The organism is Streptosporangium sp. NBC_01810 (assembly GCF_035917355.1).
GTDB lineage: Bacteria > Actinomycetota > Actinomycetes > Streptosporangiales > Streptosporangiaceae > Streptosporangium.
Genome location: NZ_CP109070.1, coordinates 2,775,776 through 2,790,653 on the forward strand (window position 1 = coordinate 2,775,776; position 14,878 = coordinate 2,790,653).

The window sequence follows — 14,878 nt, forward strand, 5'->3', positions numbered from 1 at the left end:
CCTCCTCGCCAACGACGAAAGATGACCGATGAACCCGCCCACACCTTCCAGCGTGCCCTCCTCCGCACCCGCGTCTGCTACGGGCGAGGCCGCCTCCATCCCCGCGCTGGACGCCCCCCGCCCGCAGAACTTCCCCATCCGCCGGGGCTGCCCCTTCTCCGCACCCGAGGAGTACACCCGCCTGCGCACCCTCGAACCCGTCGCCCGGGTCACCCTGCCCACCGGACGAGAGGCCTGGGTGGTCTCCCGCTACGAGGACGTCCGCGAACTGCTCGCCGACCCGCGGATCAGCGCCGACATCCGCCGCCCCAACTTCCCCGCCCTCGGCGAGGGCGAGCAGGAGATCGGGGCCCGGCTGCGCCCCTTCATCCGCACCGACGCCCCCGAGCACACCCGCTACCGCCGGATGCTGCTGCCGGAGTTCACCGTCCGCCGGATCCGTGCCATGCGGCCCGCCGTGCAGACCATCGTGGACGGCCTCCTGGACTCCATACTCGCGACCGAAGCACCCGTCGACTTCATCCCCCTCTACGCCAACGCCGTCTCCACCTCCGTGATCTGCGAACTGCTGGGCATCCCCGCAGAAAACCTGGAGTTCTTCCGCGACGTCACCCGCATCTCCGGCTCCCGCCACAGCACCGCCGAACAGGTCGCCGAGGCACTGGGCGGACTGTTCGCCCTGATCTCCGACCTGGTGGCCCAGCGGCAGGAGCAACCGGGCAACGACCTGCTCTCCAAACTCGTCGTCAACCACCTGCAGACCGGCAACGTCACCCTGCCCGAACTGCTGTCCACCGTGGGCATCACCATCAACGCCGGACGCGAGACCAGCACGAACATGATCGCCCTGAGCACCCTGCTGCTTCTCCAGCGGCCGAATCTGATGGAGGAACTGCGAGCCGACCCCTCCCTGATGCCGGCCGCCGTCGACGAGTTCCTGCGGGTGATGTCGATCGCCGACTCCATCCCGCTGCGGGTCGCCGCCCAGGACATCGAGATCTCCGGCACGGTGATACCCGCCGACGACGGCGTCATCGCTCTGCTGGCCGGCGCCAACCACGACCCCGAGCAGTTCCCCGACCCCGACCGGGTCGACTTCCAACGCCCGGACAACCACCACGTCGCCTTCGGCTACGGCGTCCACCAGTGCATCGGCCAGCACCTGGCCCGGCTGGAGCTTGAGGTGGCCCTGGAGACACTGATCCGCCGCGTGCCCACGCTGCGCCTGGCAGCCTCGGACGAGGAGATCGACTTCAAACACGACTCCGCCACCTTCGGCATCGAGCGGCTGCCGGTGACGTGGTGAGTGCCCATCCCGGCGTGCCCGCCCCGTGGACAGGCACCAAACCCCACCCGGCGCCGCGGCGTTTCGGCCCGTGGATCCGGTGCTGGAGCCCGCGGCCGGCGGCCCGGCTACGGCTGATCTGCCTCCCGCACGCCGGTGGCGGCGCCAGTTTCTACCGCCCCTGGGCGGCCCTGCTGCCGCCGGAGGTCGAGCTGTGGGGCATCCAGTACCCGGGCAGGGAGGACCGCTTCGAAGATCCCCTGGTGGACCGGATGGACGAGCTGGTCACGGCCGTCACCGACGCCTTGGTGCCGTTACTCGACCGCCCCTACGCCCTGTTCGGTCACAGCATGGGCTCGGCCGTCGCCTGGGAGGTGGCCCGCGACCTACGGCGCCGCGAGACGCTCGGCCCGCGACGGCTGTTCGTGTCCGGCCGCGAGGCCCCGGGCACCGCCACCGTCGGCGAGGTCCACCGGCAAAGCGACGACCTCCTGTGCCGGGAACTGCAACGGCTCGGCGGCACCAGCGACGAAGTGCTGGCCGATCCCGATCTGCGCCCGGTGGTACTCGGCTACGTGCGCAACGACTACCGCCTCATCGAAACCTACCGCCCGATCCCCCTGCCCCCGCTGCGCTGTCCGATCGAGGTGTTCACCGGCGAGACCGATCCGGAGCTGACCCCGCAGAGCGGTCGCGACCGCGCCGGCGGATGGGCGGATCTCACCACTGCCCGCACCGAGGTCCACACCTTCCCCGGCGACCACTTCTACCTCGCTCCACGACGCCAGGAGGTCGTCACGGCGATACTTCGCCGCCTGGATCCGTCGCTGGCCATGGGCGCTCACCGGTGGCCCAGCACCCCCTGACCACCCGGCCGCGTCCGCACAACCAGGAGAACCCCATGATCGACTACTACTCACCCTCGGCCGAGTTCTACGAGATGGTCGCCACCCGCCACACCGCCAGCAGCGGACCACCGCTCACCCGTGTACTGGCCCACGTCGACGTCTCCTACGGCCCCGTCCTGGAAATCGGCGCTGGCACCGGCCGGATCACCGAGGTCATCGCGGCCGCGCTGCCACAAGCGGAGATCATCGCCGCCGAGCCCTCCGCCACCATGCGGGCCGTCCTCACCTCTCGAATCGCCCGGGAGGCGGACCTGCGCCGCCGCGTCACCGTCGTCGACGGCTCGGCGCAGGACCTCCAACTCCCCGAACGGCTCTCCGCGGTAGTGATCTTCGGCGTGGCCGGACATCTCACCACCACCGAACGCGGCGCCCTGTGGCGCAGGCTCCGCGACCGGCTACCCGACGGCGGTCTCATCGTCGTCGAGTTAATGGGGGTCTCCGCTCCACGCGTCATCCCACCGGTGATGTCCCTGCGAGAGACCATCGGCCGCCAGACCTATGAGTGGTGGATCGGCGGCGAGCCCGCCCAGGACGACGCCATGCGATTCACCACCACCTGGAAGGTCCTGCGAGATGGTCGCACCGTTCGCGAGGTCACCGACAGTTATGACTGGCACACCTTCGACGTCGCCCGGCTCGCCCGCGAGGCGGGAATGACAAGCCGCCGCATCACCGAGGCCGGCGGCCAGGCCATCCCCGAAATCGGAGTCCTCGTCAAATGACCCAACCCACCTCACGCCACCGAGGCCCGCAGCAGCCCGGCGCGCCCGGTCTACACAGCGTCCCCGACGCCTCCGGCGCTCCCGACACACCCGGCGCCTCCCCGGGCCCGGCCCCGTCGGACGCCCCGAAAGTGCCACCGTTGCGCGGCATCCTGCGCCAGGTCCGGGGCCGCCTCGCCCTGGCCGTCGCCCTGCAGGCCGCCGGCGCGCTGGCCGGAGTCATCCCCTTCATCGCCGTCGCCCGGATCGCCGTCCACCTCACCAACGGCTCCCCTCCCCTCGGCGAGGACCTCTGGCCATTGGTCACCCTCGCGTGCCTGTCCGGCCTCGCGGCCCTGCTCCTCGGATCCGCCGCCGGGGTGGTCAGCCATCTCGCCGACAACGACCTGCAACTCGCGCTGCGCCGCCGACTGGCCGAGCACACCGGCCGCCTGCCGCTGGGATGGATCACCTCCAGGGGCGCGGGGGAGATCAAACGCGCCGTACAGGACGACGTGCACGCTCTGCACACGCTCGTCGCCCACACCCTCCTTGACGTCACCGCCGTCCTCACCGCCCCGCTTCTCGCGCTGGTCTACCTGTTCACCCTCGACTGGCGGCTCGCGCTGCTCAGCGTGCTACCCCTGACCCTCGGCGCCTACCTGTTCAGCCGGGCCATGGCCGGAGCGGCGGCGCAGATGGCCGAGTACGGGGCGGCCCTGGGCCAGATCTCCTCAGCCGCCGTGGAGTTCTCCAACGGCATCGCCGTTTTGAAGACCTTCGGCCGAAGCCGTAAGGTCCACGAACGCTTCCTGACCGCCACCGACGGCTTCTCCGACTTCTTCACCTCCTGGGTCCGCACCACGCTGGTCACCTCCACCGCGGCCCTGCTCGTCGTCTCCCCGGCCGTCATCCTGCTCCTGCTGGCCCTGGTGGGAGCCGTGTTCGTCACCGGCGGATGGACGACCGCCGCCGACCTCATACCGTTCATCCTGCTCGGACCGGCCGTCGCCGCCCCCATGGGCGTGGTCGGCCCCCGGATCCAGCAGATCCGGGCCGGCCAGGCCGCCGCCACCCGCATCTCCGCCCTGCTCGACACCCCGGTCCTGCCACAGAGCACAACACCCGCCATCCCCCAGGACTCCCGCATCTCGATGCGCAAGGTGTCCTTCTCCTACGACGGCCGCACCGACGCCCTGAGCAGCATCGACCTCGACCTGAAACCCGGCACCGTCACCGCGCTCGTCGGCCCCTCCGGATCGGGTAAATCCACCCTCGCCTCACTGCTTCTGCGTTTCCACGACGTCACGGCAGGCGCCATCACCATCGGTGGTGCCGACGTCCGCGACATACCCGCCGCCGACCTCTACCGCCACGTCGGCTTCGTCCTGCAGGACGTGCGACTGCTACGGGCCTCCGTCGCCGACAACATCCGCCTCGGCCGCCCCTCCGCCGACGACGACCAGGTCGAACAGGCCGCCCGCGCCGCCCAGATCCATGACCCGATCACCGAACTGCCCGCCGGCTACGCCACCGAGGTCACCACCGGCGTCTCCTTCTCCGGTGGCGAACAACAACGCCTGTCCATCGCCCGCGCCCTACTCGCCGACGCCCCCGTCCTCGTCCTGGACGAGGCCACCGCCTATGCCGACCCCTACTCCGAAGCGCTGATCCAGAACGCGCTGTCCACCCTGGCCGCCGGTCGCACGCTGCTCGTCATCACCCACCGGCTGGCGACCGTCCGCCACGCCGACCAGATCGTGGTGCTCGACGGCGGGCAGATCGTCGAACAAGGCCGCCACTCGGACCTGCTGGCCGCCGAAGGCCGCTACGCCCAGCTGTGGAGAGCCCAGGAGGCGGCACAGGCCGGCGACGAAACAGCACCCACCTCCACCACATCAGCCGCCCTGGCCCCCACGGCACTAACCGTCCGCGGCAACCTCGACGCCTCCCCAGGGAGAACCCCGCGATGATCCGTCATCTCTACCGTGTCCTTGGACCCGAGGGATCCGGTTTCCTGAACCGTCTCCTCGTCGTGCTGGCGAGCGCCGCCATCCTCCAGGGCCTCGCCTTCACCCTGCTGGTGCCGGTGCTGCGTGCCCTGCTCGGTGAGAACCCGGGCGAGGTGTGGCCGTGGCTCACCGTCCTGACGGTCTGCTCACTGGCCTACGCCGCCCTCCAAGCCGTCGCTCTGAGCAGCGGCTTCACCGTCGGCTCCCGACTCTCGCGGGTGCTGCACCGGCGACTCGCCGACCGCGCCCTCGACCTGCCCATCGGCTGGTTCACCCCCGGGCGTGCCGCCGAACTCAGCCGCCTGGCCGGCCAGAACATCATCCAGGTGATGAACATGCCGGCGCACCTGCTGCGTCCGCTGACCAGTTCGGTCCTCACCCCACTCACCATCGTGGCCGCTACCTTCTTCCTCGACGGCCGGGTCGCGCTCGTGCTGCTGCTGTGCGCACCGTTGCTACTGGCGGTACACCTGTGGAGCACCTCCGTGATGAGCAGGCTGGATCGGGGACGCGACACAGCGATCGGCGAATCAGCCGACCGTGTCCTGGAGTTCGCGCAGAACCAGCCGATACTGCGCGCCTTCGGCCGGACCGTCGACGGCTACGGGGCACTCGACGACGCCCTGGCGGCGGAGTCGCGTGCCGACCGCCGACTGATTCACCGCGGCGTACCGGGTCTGGTCTCCTTCGCCTTCGCCACCCGTACGGTCTTCGCCCTCCTGCTGGCTTTGGGAGTCTCCTGGACTCTGGGCGGCTCCCTGGACGTGGCGACCCTGCTGGCCCTGCTGGTGCTCGTCGGCCGACTCACCGACAGCCTGTCCAGCGCGGCCGACCTGGGCGCCGGGATGCGGATCGCCCGCAACAGCCTGGAACGGCTGGACGCCGTACTCGGCCGGCAACCGTTCCCGCAACCGGCCGAGCCCCGGCTGCCGGATGGAGCCGACGTGGAGTTCGACGCGGTCCGCTTCGGCTACCGGCACGACACCATGGGCGGCTCCACCTCTCTCACCGATCCAGAAGCCGAGTTGCTCTCCGATGTGAGCTTTCGCATCCCCGAGCGCAGCATGACCGCTCTCATTGGGCACTCCGGCGCCGGCAAGACCACCGTCGCCCGACTGCTGGCCCGCTTCTGGGACACCACCGGCGGCACGGTCCGCATCGGGGGAGTCGATGTCCGCGACATCACCTCCGAGGACCTGGCCGCGACCGTCTCGATCGTCTTCCAGGACGTCTACCTCTTCGAGGGCACGATCGAGGACAACGTCCGCGTCGGTGATCCAGACGCCAGCGAGGAGAAACTGCGCCGCGCCGCGGTCATGGCCGGGCTGGACCGGGTGGTGGAGGAAATGCCCGACGGCTGGGCCACCCGGGTCGGCGAGGGCGGTACCGCCCTGTCCGGCGGACAGCGTCAGCGTGTCTCCATCGCCCGCGCCCTGCTCAAGGACGCGCCGATTCTCATCCTGGACGAGGCGACCGCCGCGCTCGACCAGGAGAACGAGGCCGTGCTGACGTCCACGGTCCAAGCCCTGGCCACCGAGAAAACACTGCTCGTCATCACCCACCGCCTCAGTACCGTACTGGCCGCCGACCAGGTCCTCGTCATGGAGAACGGGCGGATCACCGAACGCGGCACGCACGCTCAACTCACCACCGCCGACGGCACCTACGCCGACTTCTGGCGACAGCGCACCAACGCGGACGGCTGGCGGCTGGAAGTGGCCCCGTGACCGCAGCGGCCCCGACCGGCACGTCCACCGAAGCACGAGAACACCGCACGGCAAGGAGCACAACGATGACCGCCAGGCAATCCGAACCATGGGCGGACTGGGCGCGGGCCGTACCCGCCCTCAAATGCACAGCCCTGCTTCACACCCCGGACAAACCGGCCCGCACGGCCGTGCACCTCACCAGGGCCGGCCTCGACGAGCAGTACGCCGTCTACGAGCACGCCGGGGTCTGGTACTTCGTGGCAGGCTCCGCCGTCACGCTCACCGCAGACGCGACCGAGGTCGTCGCCCGCGCCGACGGACACACGTGGACCGCGGCCACCGAAGGCCGACCACTGGACAGAATCGCCGAAGCACTCACAGCACTCGGGAACCGCGCTGACGGAACCCGTTACCTGTACGGATGGGCCACCTTCGAACTCGCCCACCTGCTGCACGGTGATCCCACCGCCGCAGGAACGCAACCACTCCTGTCGTTCCTGGTTCCCTGCGTGGAGGTAGCCCTCAGCCCAGGGAAGGCCGAACTACGAGCCGTCGACGAAGCCTGGGCCGCGAAGGTCACGGCCCTGCTCCAAAACCCGGACGATCCCGTTCCGGCCGATGCGACGATGACCACACCGGCCGCAACGGAAGCCGAACGCCTCATCGCCTCCGACGCGTCCGCATACCGCCACGCCGTCGCCCGCAGCGTCGCCGACATCCACGCGGGCCTCCTGGAAAAAGCCGTTCTGTCTCGGATCGTCGTACTGCCCGAAGGAAACGAGCCCGACTTCGCCGCCTCCTACCTCGCCGGGCGCCGAGCCAACACCCCCGCGCGTTCCTTCCTGCTGAACCTCGGCGGCCGGCGAGCCGCCGGCTTCAGCCCGGAGACCATCGTCGAGGTGGAGGCGAACGGCCGAATCCGCACCCAGCCACTCGCGGGCACCCGAGCCCTGGGACCCGACCTCGCCGAGAACGACCGCCTGCGCGAGGAACTCCGCACCGACCCGAAGGAGGTGCACGAGCACGCGATCTCGGTACGACTGGCCGCTGAGGAAATGGAAACGATCTGCCGGCCCGGCTCGGTGCTGATCGAGGAGTTCATGACGGTCAAAGCACGTGGCTCGGTACAGCATCTCGCCTCCCGGATCGCCGGGCAGTTGCGTGAGGATCTCGGCCCCTGGTCGGCGTTCGCGGCACTTTTCCCGGCGGTCACCGTCACCGGCGTACCAAAGAGCGCCGCCCTCGCGGCCCTGAACCGCCACGAACCCGAACCCCGAGGACTCTACGGCGGGGCGGTGTTCCGAGCGGGAACCGACGGCTCACTGGACGCGGCACTGGTCCTGCGCACGCTGTTCGCGCATGGTAACCGCACCTGGCTCCGTGCCGGGGCAGGCATCATGAGCCAATCCACCCCGGAACGCGAATACGAGGAGACCTGCGAAAAGCTACGAAGCGTCGTCCCGCACCTGCGGTTCCATCACACGTGAAGGAGCCGCACGTTCCTCGGGCATCGGACTTACTCGTTCAACTCCTACGCCCCCGAATCCTCTCCGGCACGGCCCCGGCCCGATGCGTTCGCGTGGTTGTGGAGTCCGCCGACACCTCCTCATCCAACCGGCTCGTAGCGTCTTCGATGGCCTGGCTGGAGGGCGCCGGCCACCTGCACTGCTACGTCCCGGCGATGCGCCGGGACAGCCCTGTTTTGCCTGTTGAGATTCGGTCTTTAGTCGACCGCGTTCGTGGCGGCCTCGATGACCGCGTTCTCCCCCACCGCGAAGCTGGCCTTCCTGGTGGTCGGGCCGATGGTCGACCTGAAACTGATCGCGCTGCAGGCCGGCACATTCGGCGGCGCTTTCACAGCCAGGTTCGTCCCGCTGACCTTCGCCCTCGCCGTCCTGGTGAGCACCCTCTTCGGGTGGTTGCTGCTATAGGCTCCACACCTCACCGCCCCCTCGCCCCGCGCCCCCAGGCACGCCACGGCTCGGCCTCGGGCCCCGGCACGATGGAAGGAATCCGCGCCCCCCCGATGAACCGTGTGACCCAGAACCTCCTCCTGACCCTGCTGGGCTGCGCCGTGCTGCGGATCTCGGCGTTCTCCACGACCTACCTCAACTACGTCAAACCCGGCTTCCGGCCATTCCTGATCGGCGCCGGGGTAGTGCTGGTGGGCCTTGGGGTCATCGGGCTGCTCCAGGCGTCCCGGACGAAGGAGAACCCAGCCCAAGACGAACCACGTGACCATTCAGACAGCCATGATCACTTACCCGCCGACGACCGCTCGCATGATCGCGACCGGTCCGACGGTGACGGGCACGACCACGCGCACGGCGGCCCCCGGGTCGCGTGGCTGCTGTGCCTGCCGGTGTTCGCGATCTTCCTGATCGCGCCGCCCGCGCTGGGCTCGTTCGCCGCCTCCCGCGACGACACCCCACCGCCCCGCGACCAGACCCTGAGCTCCTTCACCCCGCTCACCGGCACCGGCGCTGTGGAGATGACCATCGGCGATTTCATCGGCCGTGCCTGGGACGACGACAAGAAGTCCCTCACCGACCGCGAGGTCAAACTGACCGGCTTCGTCTCCCCCGCGAAGAAGAAGGGGCAATGGTACGTCACCCGCATGCAGATCGCCTGCTGCGCCGCGGACGCGTTCCCCCTGAAGGTCGCGGTCAAAGGACTGCAGGCGCCGCCCGCCGACACCTGGGTCGAGGTCACCGGCACCTGGATCCCGCAGACCTTCGGCAAGATGACCACCGGCGTCATCTACCCCCAGCTCACCGGCAAGAGCCTCACCAGGATCGAACCCCCCGACGAGCAGTACGAGTAACGCCAAAAAGCATGTACAAGCTCAGGTTCCCCTTCCCGAGCATGGTCGGCCACCAGGCAATACGACGTCATCAGGTCTTGGCGGACCATCCACAGATGCCGGTGATCCACCGCTGATTCGGGCCGGTCCGGGAAAAAGCCCGGTCGACCAGGTCAGCGGCGATCCGGTCGGACGTGGAACGACGCCACCCGGGCCGACCAACGACCGGTGATCAAGCTGCGATCTACTGCGGGCACCGGCTACACCTACGTGACCCGCAAGAACCTCCGCAATGACCCCGACCGGCTCACCCTGCGCAAATACGACCCGGTCATCCGCCAGCACGTGCTGTTCCGAGAGGACCGCTGAAGCGATGAAAAAAGACATCCACCCCGACTACCACCCTGTTGTGTTCCGCGACCCGAGCGCGGGCTTCGCCTTCCTGACCCGCTCCACCATCACGAGCGGCAAGACGATCGAGTGGGAGGACGGCAACACCTACCCGCTCGTCGACGTCGACGTCTCCTCGGCCAGCCACCCCTTCTACACCGGCCGCAGTCGCGTCCTCGACACCGCGGGCCGGGTCGAGCGGTTCAACCAGCGCTACGGCAAGACCTGACCCCGCCCCCTTCGGGAAGGAAACCGCATGTCCGCCCACTGCCAGCTCACCGGCCTCAAGCCGGTGTTCGGCAACAACGTCTCCCACTCCCACCGGCGCACCCGCCGCCGCTGGAATCCCAACATCCAGCCACGGCGCTACTGGCTGCCCACCGAGGGTCGCTTCGTACGGCTGACGCTCAGCGCCAGAGCCGTCAAGACCATCGACAAGATCGGCATCGAGGCCGCCGTGGCCCGCATCCGCGCCCGGGGAGAACGCATCTGATGGCCAAGAAAAGCAAGATCGCAGCCAACGAGCGACGCAAACGCGTTGTCATCCGCTACGCGGAGCGCCGGGCCGAGCTCAAGGAGATCATCCGCACCGGCTCCCCCGACGAGCGAGTCCAGGCCGTCCGCGAGCTGAGCCGCCAGCCACGCGACGCCAGCGCCACCCGCGTGCGCAACCGCGACAGCACCGACGGCCGCCCCCGCGGACACCTGCGCAAGTTCGGGCTCTCCCGGATCCGCTTCCGCGAACTGGCCCACCGCGGCGAACTGCCCGGCGTCACCAAGTCCAGCTGGTAGGAGCACCACGACATGGCAGTCCCCAAACGCAAGACCTCCCGCAGCAACACCCGCCACCGCCGCTCACAGTGGAAGGCCACCGCACCCGACCTCGTCCCGATCACCATCGACGGGCGCGAACTGCTGGTGCCGCGCCGACTCGTCCGCGCCTACCGGCGCGGCCTCCTCACTCCCTGAGAACCGGCCCGCACCCCGAACCCCCACCGTGAACCCGCACCCCGAACCCGCACGGTGAACCCCGCACTACGAGAGGAGCTGTCATGTCCGTCCCCGTCGTCATCGTCTCCGGACTGTATCCCCAAGCGCGCTCGGCCCTGGTGGACCACCTGGGCCTGTAACCTCAAGTGTGTAAAGGTGATCTTGTGGTGTTGAGATCGTTTTTTACCCGATTCGTCCTGGATAGGCGATAGCGAGTTCGTTGAGGGCTTCACGCCAGCCGTGAGTCCTTTGCCCCTCGATGAGACGCCCGGGGTAACCGGGGCGATGCCTGTCCCGGCCGCGGTGGGCGGCACGTTCGCGGGCGCGTTTGTCCTCGATGTTGACGATGGCCGGCCAGAGCAGCTTGACGACGGCGTCGTCACCGGGGAAGTGCCCCCGAGCCTTGATCACTTTGCGCAGCTGGTAGTTGAGGGACTCGATGCTGTTGGTGGTGTAGAGCAGCCTGCGCACCGCCGGGGTGAAGGCCAAAAACGGCGTCACCTGTTCCCAGGCGCTCTCCCAGACCCTGACCGCCTGCGGGTATCTCGTGCCAAGAGCGGTGGCGGCGAAGGCGGCCAGGGCCTCAAGGGCCGCGTCGGCGTCCGGCGCGGTGTAGATCCTCTTCATCTCCGCCGCGACCTCGGCGCGTTCCTTGCGCGGCACCAGCCGCAGGCTGTTGCGGATGAGGTGAACGATGCAGGTCTGCACGGTGGTGTGCGGGAAGGTGGCGCAGATGGCGTCCTCGAACCCCGACAGGCCGTCGCAGCAGGCGATCAGGATGTCGCCGACGCCGCGGTTACGCAGATCGGTGACCACGCCGCGCCAGAAACCGGCGCCCTCCCCGGCGACGCGGGCGCCCGGTTCGGTCTTGGCGGTCCAGATGCCCAGGACGTGCTTGTCGCCGTCGGTGTCCACGCCGACGGCCAGGTAGGCGGGCTTGTTCTGCACGACGTGGTTGTCGCGCACCTTGACCATGATCGCGTCCAGGAACACCACCGCGTAGACCGCGTCGAGCGGCCGGCGCTGCCAGGCCTTGACCTCCTCCATCACCTGCTCGGTGATCCGCGAGACGGTCTCGGCCGACAGGTGGGTGTCATACACCTGCTCCAGGTGGTGGACGATGTCACGCACGCTCATCCCGTGCGCGTACAGGCTGATCACCATGTCGTCCAGGCCGCCCGCGACCCGGCCGGCGCGCTTGGGCACCAGCACCGGCTCGAAGCTTCCGGCCCGATCTCGTGGCACCGACAGTTTTACCGGGCCGACCGCGGTCTGTACCGTTTTCCTGATCGCTCCGTTGCGGGAGTTGCCGGAGTTGTAGCCCTCGCTCGCGTGCCTGGTGTAGCCCAGATGCGCGGTCAGCTCGGCCTCCAGCGCTCGTTCCAGGACCGCTTTGACCAGGTCGCCGAGCATGCTGTTCTCGCCGGTCAGCCGTAACCCTCCGGCCTCGTCGCGGGAGCGGGCCAGGAGTTCGTCCAGTTGGCGGTCGTCGATCAGTTCACGGATCGGACGCCTGGTCACTTCAGATACCGCAGACGAAAGATTACTCACAGTAGTCGACGTTGTGCCGTCGACACCCTCGATCACAGACATGACGGTGCTTCTCCCCCCGAAGAAGTGGGTGTCCCCACAGGTCACGGGGCTTGAGCAGCAATGGAACGGCCAGTCACGTTAAGGAGCCTGGTGGGCGTCTCTTAGCGTGACTGGCCGTTCCGATGTGGGCGGAGGTAGATCGGGTAACGGTTCGGTGGCTCTGCGTTGGTTACCGGTGGGTCGGTCCTACTTTGCGGCGTATGCCGGTGGAGTTCTTGACCGATGATGAGGCGGCGGCGTACGGGCGGTTCGCGGGGCCGCCGGCGCGGGCTGATCTGGAGCGGGTGTTCTTCCTCGATGACGAGGACCGGGCGCTGGTCGGGCGGCGGCGCGGTGAGCACATGAAACTTGGGTTCGCCCTTCAACTTGTGACGGTGCGTTGGCTCGGGACGTTCCTGGAGGATCCCCTGGATGTGCCGGGGGTGGTGCTGGAGTTCGTGGCCGAGCAACTCGGCGTCGAGGACCCGTCGCAGGTGAAGCGGTACACCGAGCGGCGGCCGACGCCGTTCGATCATCAGCAGGAGATTCGGCAGGCCTACGGGTGGAAGGACTTCGCCTCGGTCGAGCCGGAGTTCGTCGCGTGGGTGGCGGCGAGGTCGTGGACGTCGGGGGACGGCTCGAAGGCGATCTTCACCGACGGGGTGGGGTGGCTGCGGGAGCGGAAGGCGCTGCTGCCGGGCGTGACGACTCTGGCGCGGCTGGTGGCGAAGATCCGCGAGGACACGACCAAGCGGCTGTGGGGCGCGCTGGAAGGGCTGCTGACGATCGGGCAGCGGTACGTCCTGGACCAGATGCTGGAAGTGCCGCCCGGGTCACGGGTGTCGGATCTGGAGCGGTGGCGCAAAGGGGTGGCGCCGCGGGCGTCCGGCCCGACCATCATCAAGGCCCTGGACCAGGTGGCGGAGATCTGCGGTTTGGAGCTTGCGGAGCTCGGCGCCGAAGCGCTGGTGCCGCAGCGCCGGTTGGGCGAGCTCGCGAAGTATGGGATGCGGGCGGACGCCTCGGCTTTGCGCCGGCATCCGGACGGCCGCAGGTTGGCGACGCTGCTGGCCACGGTCCGGTTCCTGGAGGGCAAGTCAGTCGACGACACCCTGGAGCTGCTGGACCTGCTGATGGCGACGGAGGATGAAGGCGCTGCCGGCCGTCCTGGGCTACCGCAGCCGCCTGCCCGCGCCGCTGATCCCCGGCCGCCTGGTCGACGCAGGTGTGGTGACCGGCCCGTGGCAGCGCCTGGTGTTCGGGCACCCGGCCCGCGAGGACGCCTCGGTGAACCGGCACGCCTACGCCTTCTGCGTGCTGGAGCGGTTCTGGCGCGCCTTGAAGCGCCGCGAGATCTACGCCGACGCCTCCACCAAGTGGCGCAACCCTCAAGCCGAGCTGCTGGAAGGAGTCCAGTGGGAGGCGATCCGGCCCGACGCGCTCATCGCGCTCAGCCTTCCCGACGACCCCGACGCGCTGCTTGCCGAGCACTCCCGGACCTTGGACGCCGCCCTCAAGGAGGTCGGCGGACGGCTGATCGCCAACCCCGACGGTCGAGCCGCTGGAGCGCTCACGGCTGTCGCACGTCTACCAGAACTACTTCCGGCCCGAGACCTTGAGCTTGGCGAACGTGCCGCTGGTGGAGATGCAGGCGAACCTGCCGCTCGCCCAGGCGTGGGGCGGGGGCCTGGTCGCCGCGGTCGACGGGATGCGGTTCGTCGTCCCGGTCCCGGCCGCGTTCGCCCGCCCCAACCGCAAGTACTTCGGCTCCAAGCGCGGCATGACCTGGCTGAACGCGATGAAATGGGCCGAGTTGCATCGGATACAACGTGCTGAATGTCCGTTGTGGGGGATGGCTCGGCCTGGTTAAACGTGGTTGTCCTTTGGCTTCGCAGCCGGAACCGGAGGATTGCCCAGGTTCGTCTCAGCCGCTGATAGTTGGCGGCTGAACGGCGAACGCCTGGCCTTGTAGGGGCCAGGCGTTCGGTGCGGCACTGAACTGATGTCAATGCGCTGGGTCAGATCACGCATGACATCAGCTTTCGGGTCGCGATGCAAATTAGACCCGGAGGGGGGTGTTGATCATTCCAAAGAATCCTCGTCAGACCGGCGCAAAGGCTGCTTCAGCCGCTGCTAAGGCCCTGACCAGCGCGAATGCGACCAAGGCGGAGAAGTCCGCTGCGGCCAGCGCACTGTCGCAGGCTCCCAAGAGCACCGGCCAGACCGGCGCGAAGGCCGCTTCGGCCGCCGGCAAGACGCTGGCGAACCCGAATGCGACCAAGGCGGAGAAGGCTGCCGCAGCCAGCGCGCTGGCGCAGACGCCGGTCCGCCCGAAGAAGAAGTAGCACGCGGCTGCTCGGGGCCTACACCCGGGCAGCCGCCCCGCTGAACGCCGTCTCCGACGGCTGCTCCGCATACTCAGAGCTTGCCGTGTCCTTGTCTTTTGATCACATCAACCACAACAATGTTGCGGTGAATGCAACGGAAGCTCGTGAGGGTCATGTCAGC

At 68.7% G+C, this 14,878-nt stretch carries 16 protein-coding genes and 1 pseudogene; 16 read left to right on the forward strand and 1 reads right to left on the reverse strand.

Annotation, left to right across the window (positions count from 1 at the left end; translation table 11 throughout):
* Nucleotides 1-28 precede the first annotated feature (28 nt).
* From OIE13_RS12510 to rpmF, 13 genes and pseudogenes are all read left to right on the forward strand, one after another.
* The gene (locus OIE13_RS12510; protein ID WP_326830033.1) at nucleotides 29-1,306 is read left to right on the forward strand and encodes a cytochrome P450; all 1,278 of its coding nucleotides are present in this window, start codon (nucleotides 29-31) and stop codon (nucleotides 1,304-1,306) included.
* Nucleotides 1,303-2,151, forward strand: a complete 849-nt coding sequence (locus tag OIE13_RS12515) for a thioesterase II family protein (RefSeq protein WP_326639972.1) — start codon at nucleotides 1,303-1,305, stop codon at nucleotides 2,149-2,151. The genes OIE13_RS12510 and OIE13_RS12515 overlap by 4 nt, the downstream gene beginning before the upstream one ends.
* On the forward strand, nucleotides 2,133-2,915 hold the full coding sequence (locus tag OIE13_RS12520; RefSeq protein WP_326830034.1) for a class I SAM-dependent methyltransferase: 783 nt from the start codon (nucleotides 2,133-2,135) through the stop codon (nucleotides 2,913-2,915). Before OIE13_RS12515 ends, OIE13_RS12520 begins: the two co-directional genes overlap by 19 nt.
* Nucleotides 2,912-4,867 carry an ABC transporter ATP-binding protein gene (locus tag OIE13_RS12525; protein WP_326830035.1) on the forward strand — a complete coding sequence of 652 codons (1,956 nt, stop codon included), beginning with the start codon at nucleotides 2,912-2,914 and terminating at the stop codon, nucleotides 4,865-4,867. Before OIE13_RS12520 ends, OIE13_RS12525 begins: the two co-directional genes overlap by 4 nt.
* A complete protein-coding gene (locus OIE13_RS12530) occupies nucleotides 4,864-6,633 on the forward strand; it encodes an ABC transporter ATP-binding protein (RefSeq protein ID WP_326830036.1) in 1,770 nt (589 codons plus the stop codon). The genes OIE13_RS12525 and OIE13_RS12530 overlap by 4 nt, the downstream gene beginning before the upstream one ends.
* A 65-nt stretch (nucleotides 6,634-6,698) precedes the next feature.
* Nucleotides 6,699-8,102 carry a salicylate synthase gene (locus OIE13_RS12535; protein ID WP_326639964.1) on the forward strand — a complete coding sequence of 468 codons (1,404 nt, stop codon included), beginning with the start codon at nucleotides 6,699-6,701 and terminating at the stop codon, nucleotides 8,100-8,102.
* A gap of 246 nt (nucleotides 8,103-8,348) precedes the next feature.
* A pseudogene (locus tag OIE13_RS12540) lies at nucleotides 8,349-8,546 on the forward strand (permease); the annotation flags it as partial.
* Between the two features lie 95 nt (nucleotides 8,547-8,641).
* Nucleotides 8,642-9,439 (forward strand): TIGR03943 family putative permease subunit, encoded by a 798-nt coding sequence (locus tag OIE13_RS12545; RefSeq protein WP_326639962.1) that lies wholly within the window; start codon nucleotides 8,642-8,644, stop codon nucleotides 9,437-9,439.
* A gap of 207 nt (nucleotides 9,440-9,646) precedes the next feature.
* Entirely contained in the window at nucleotides 9,647-9,787 is a 141-nt protein-coding gene (gene rpmG, locus OIE13_RS12550; protein ID WP_326830037.1) for a 50S ribosomal protein L33, read from the forward strand.
* Nucleotides 9,788-9,791: 4 nt separating this feature from the next.
* The gene (locus OIE13_RS12555; protein ID WP_326639960.1) at nucleotides 9,792-10,037 is read left to right on the forward strand and encodes a type B 50S ribosomal protein L31; all 246 of its coding nucleotides are present in this window, start codon (nucleotides 9,792-9,794) and stop codon (nucleotides 10,035-10,037) included.
* A 27-nt stretch (nucleotides 10,038-10,064) separates the two neighbouring features.
* A complete protein-coding gene (gene rpmB, locus OIE13_RS12560) occupies nucleotides 10,065-10,301 on the forward strand; it encodes a 50S ribosomal protein L28 (protein WP_326639958.1) in 237 nt (78 codons plus the stop codon).
* On the forward strand, nucleotides 10,301-10,600 hold the full coding sequence (rpsN, locus tag OIE13_RS12565; RefSeq protein WP_326830038.1) for a 30S ribosomal protein S14: 300 nt from the start codon (nucleotides 10,301-10,303) through the stop codon (nucleotides 10,598-10,600). The genes rpmB and rpsN overlap by 1 nt, the downstream gene beginning before the upstream one ends.
* A gap of 12 nt (nucleotides 10,601-10,612) precedes the next feature.
* Entirely contained in the window at nucleotides 10,613-10,777 is a 165-nt protein-coding gene (gene rpmF / locus OIE13_RS12570; RefSeq protein WP_326639955.1) for a 50S ribosomal protein L32, read from the forward strand.
* 204 nt (nucleotides 10,778-10,981) lie between these two features.
* On the opposite strand, the gene OIE13_RS12575 is transcribed toward rpmF, so the two are convergent.
* On the reverse strand, nucleotides 10,982-12,391 hold the full coding sequence (locus OIE13_RS12575; protein ID WP_442816051.1) for an IS256 family transposase: 1,410 nt from the start codon (nucleotides 12,389-12,391) through the stop codon (nucleotides 10,982-10,984).
* A gap of 200 nt (nucleotides 12,392-12,591) precedes the next feature.
* On the opposite strand from OIE13_RS12575, the gene OIE13_RS12580 reads away from it, so the two are divergent.
* The 3 genes from OIE13_RS12580 (at nucleotide 12,592) to OIE13_RS12590 (ending at nucleotide 14,715) form a co-directional block, all read left to right on the forward strand.
* Nucleotides 12,592-13,989, forward strand: coding sequence for a DUF4158 domain-containing protein (locus tag OIE13_RS12580; protein ID WP_326830039.1), 1,398 nt, complete (start codon nucleotides 12,592-12,594; stop codon nucleotides 13,987-13,989).
* Complete coding sequence (locus OIE13_RS12585; RefSeq protein ID WP_326830040.1) at nucleotides 13,986-14,240, forward strand: Tn3 family transposase; 255 nt, start codon at nucleotides 13,986-13,988, stop codon at nucleotides 14,238-14,240. Before OIE13_RS12580 ends, OIE13_RS12585 begins: the two co-directional genes overlap by 4 nt.
* Before the next feature lie 205 nt (nucleotides 14,241-14,445).
* Nucleotides 14,446-14,715: a hypothetical protein gene (locus tag OIE13_RS12590; protein WP_326637189.1), complete on the forward strand. Its 270-nt coding sequence runs from the start codon at nucleotides 14,446-14,448 to the stop codon at nucleotides 14,713-14,715.
* Nucleotides 14,716-14,878 lie beyond the last annotated feature (163 nt).

What these genes read in the sequence shown, in the direction of transcription:
- OIE13_RS12545 (WP_326639962.1), top strand. Translation starts at nt 8,642, where the DNA reads ATGAACCGTGTGACCCAGAACCTCCTCCTGACCCTGCTGGGCTGCGCC.
- rpsN (WP_326830038.1), top strand. Translation starts at nt 10,301, where the DNA reads ATGGCCAAGAAAAGCAAGATCGCAGCCAACGAGCGACGCAAACGCGTT.
- OIE13_RS12580 (WP_326830039.1), top strand. Translation starts at nt 12,592, where the DNA reads ATGCCGGTGGAGTTCTTGACCGATGATGAGGCGGCGGCGTACGGGCGG.
- OIE13_RS12535 (WP_326639964.1), top strand. Translation starts at nt 6,699, where the DNA reads ATGACCGCCAGGCAATCCGAACCATGGGCGGACTGGGCGCGGGCCGTA.
- OIE13_RS12575 (WP_442816051.1), bottom strand. Translation starts at nt 12,391, where the DNA reads ATGTCTGTGATCGAGGGTGTCGACGGCACAACGTCGACTACTGTGAGT.
- OIE13_RS12530 (WP_326830036.1), top strand. Translation starts at nt 4,864, where the DNA reads ATGATCCGTCATCTCTACCGTGTCCTTGGACCCGAGGGATCCGGTTTC.
- OIE13_RS12510 (WP_326830033.1), top strand. Translation starts at nt 29, where the DNA reads ATGAACCCGCCCACACCTTCCAGCGTGCCCTCCTCCGCACCCGCGTCT.
- OIE13_RS12555 (WP_326639960.1), top strand. Translation starts at nt 9,792, where the DNA reads ATGAAAAAAGACATCCACCCCGACTACCACCCTGTTGTGTTCCGCGAC.
- rpmB (WP_326639958.1), top strand. Translation starts at nt 10,065, where the DNA reads ATGTCCGCCCACTGCCAGCTCACCGGCCTCAAGCCGGTGTTCGGCAAC.
- OIE13_RS12525 (WP_326830035.1), top strand. Translation starts at nt 2,912, where the DNA reads ATGACCCAACCCACCTCACGCCACCGAGGCCCGCAGCAGCCCGGCGCG.
- rpmF (WP_326639955.1), top strand. Translation starts at nt 10,613, where the DNA reads ATGGCAGTCCCCAAACGCAAGACCTCCCGCAGCAACACCCGCCACCGC.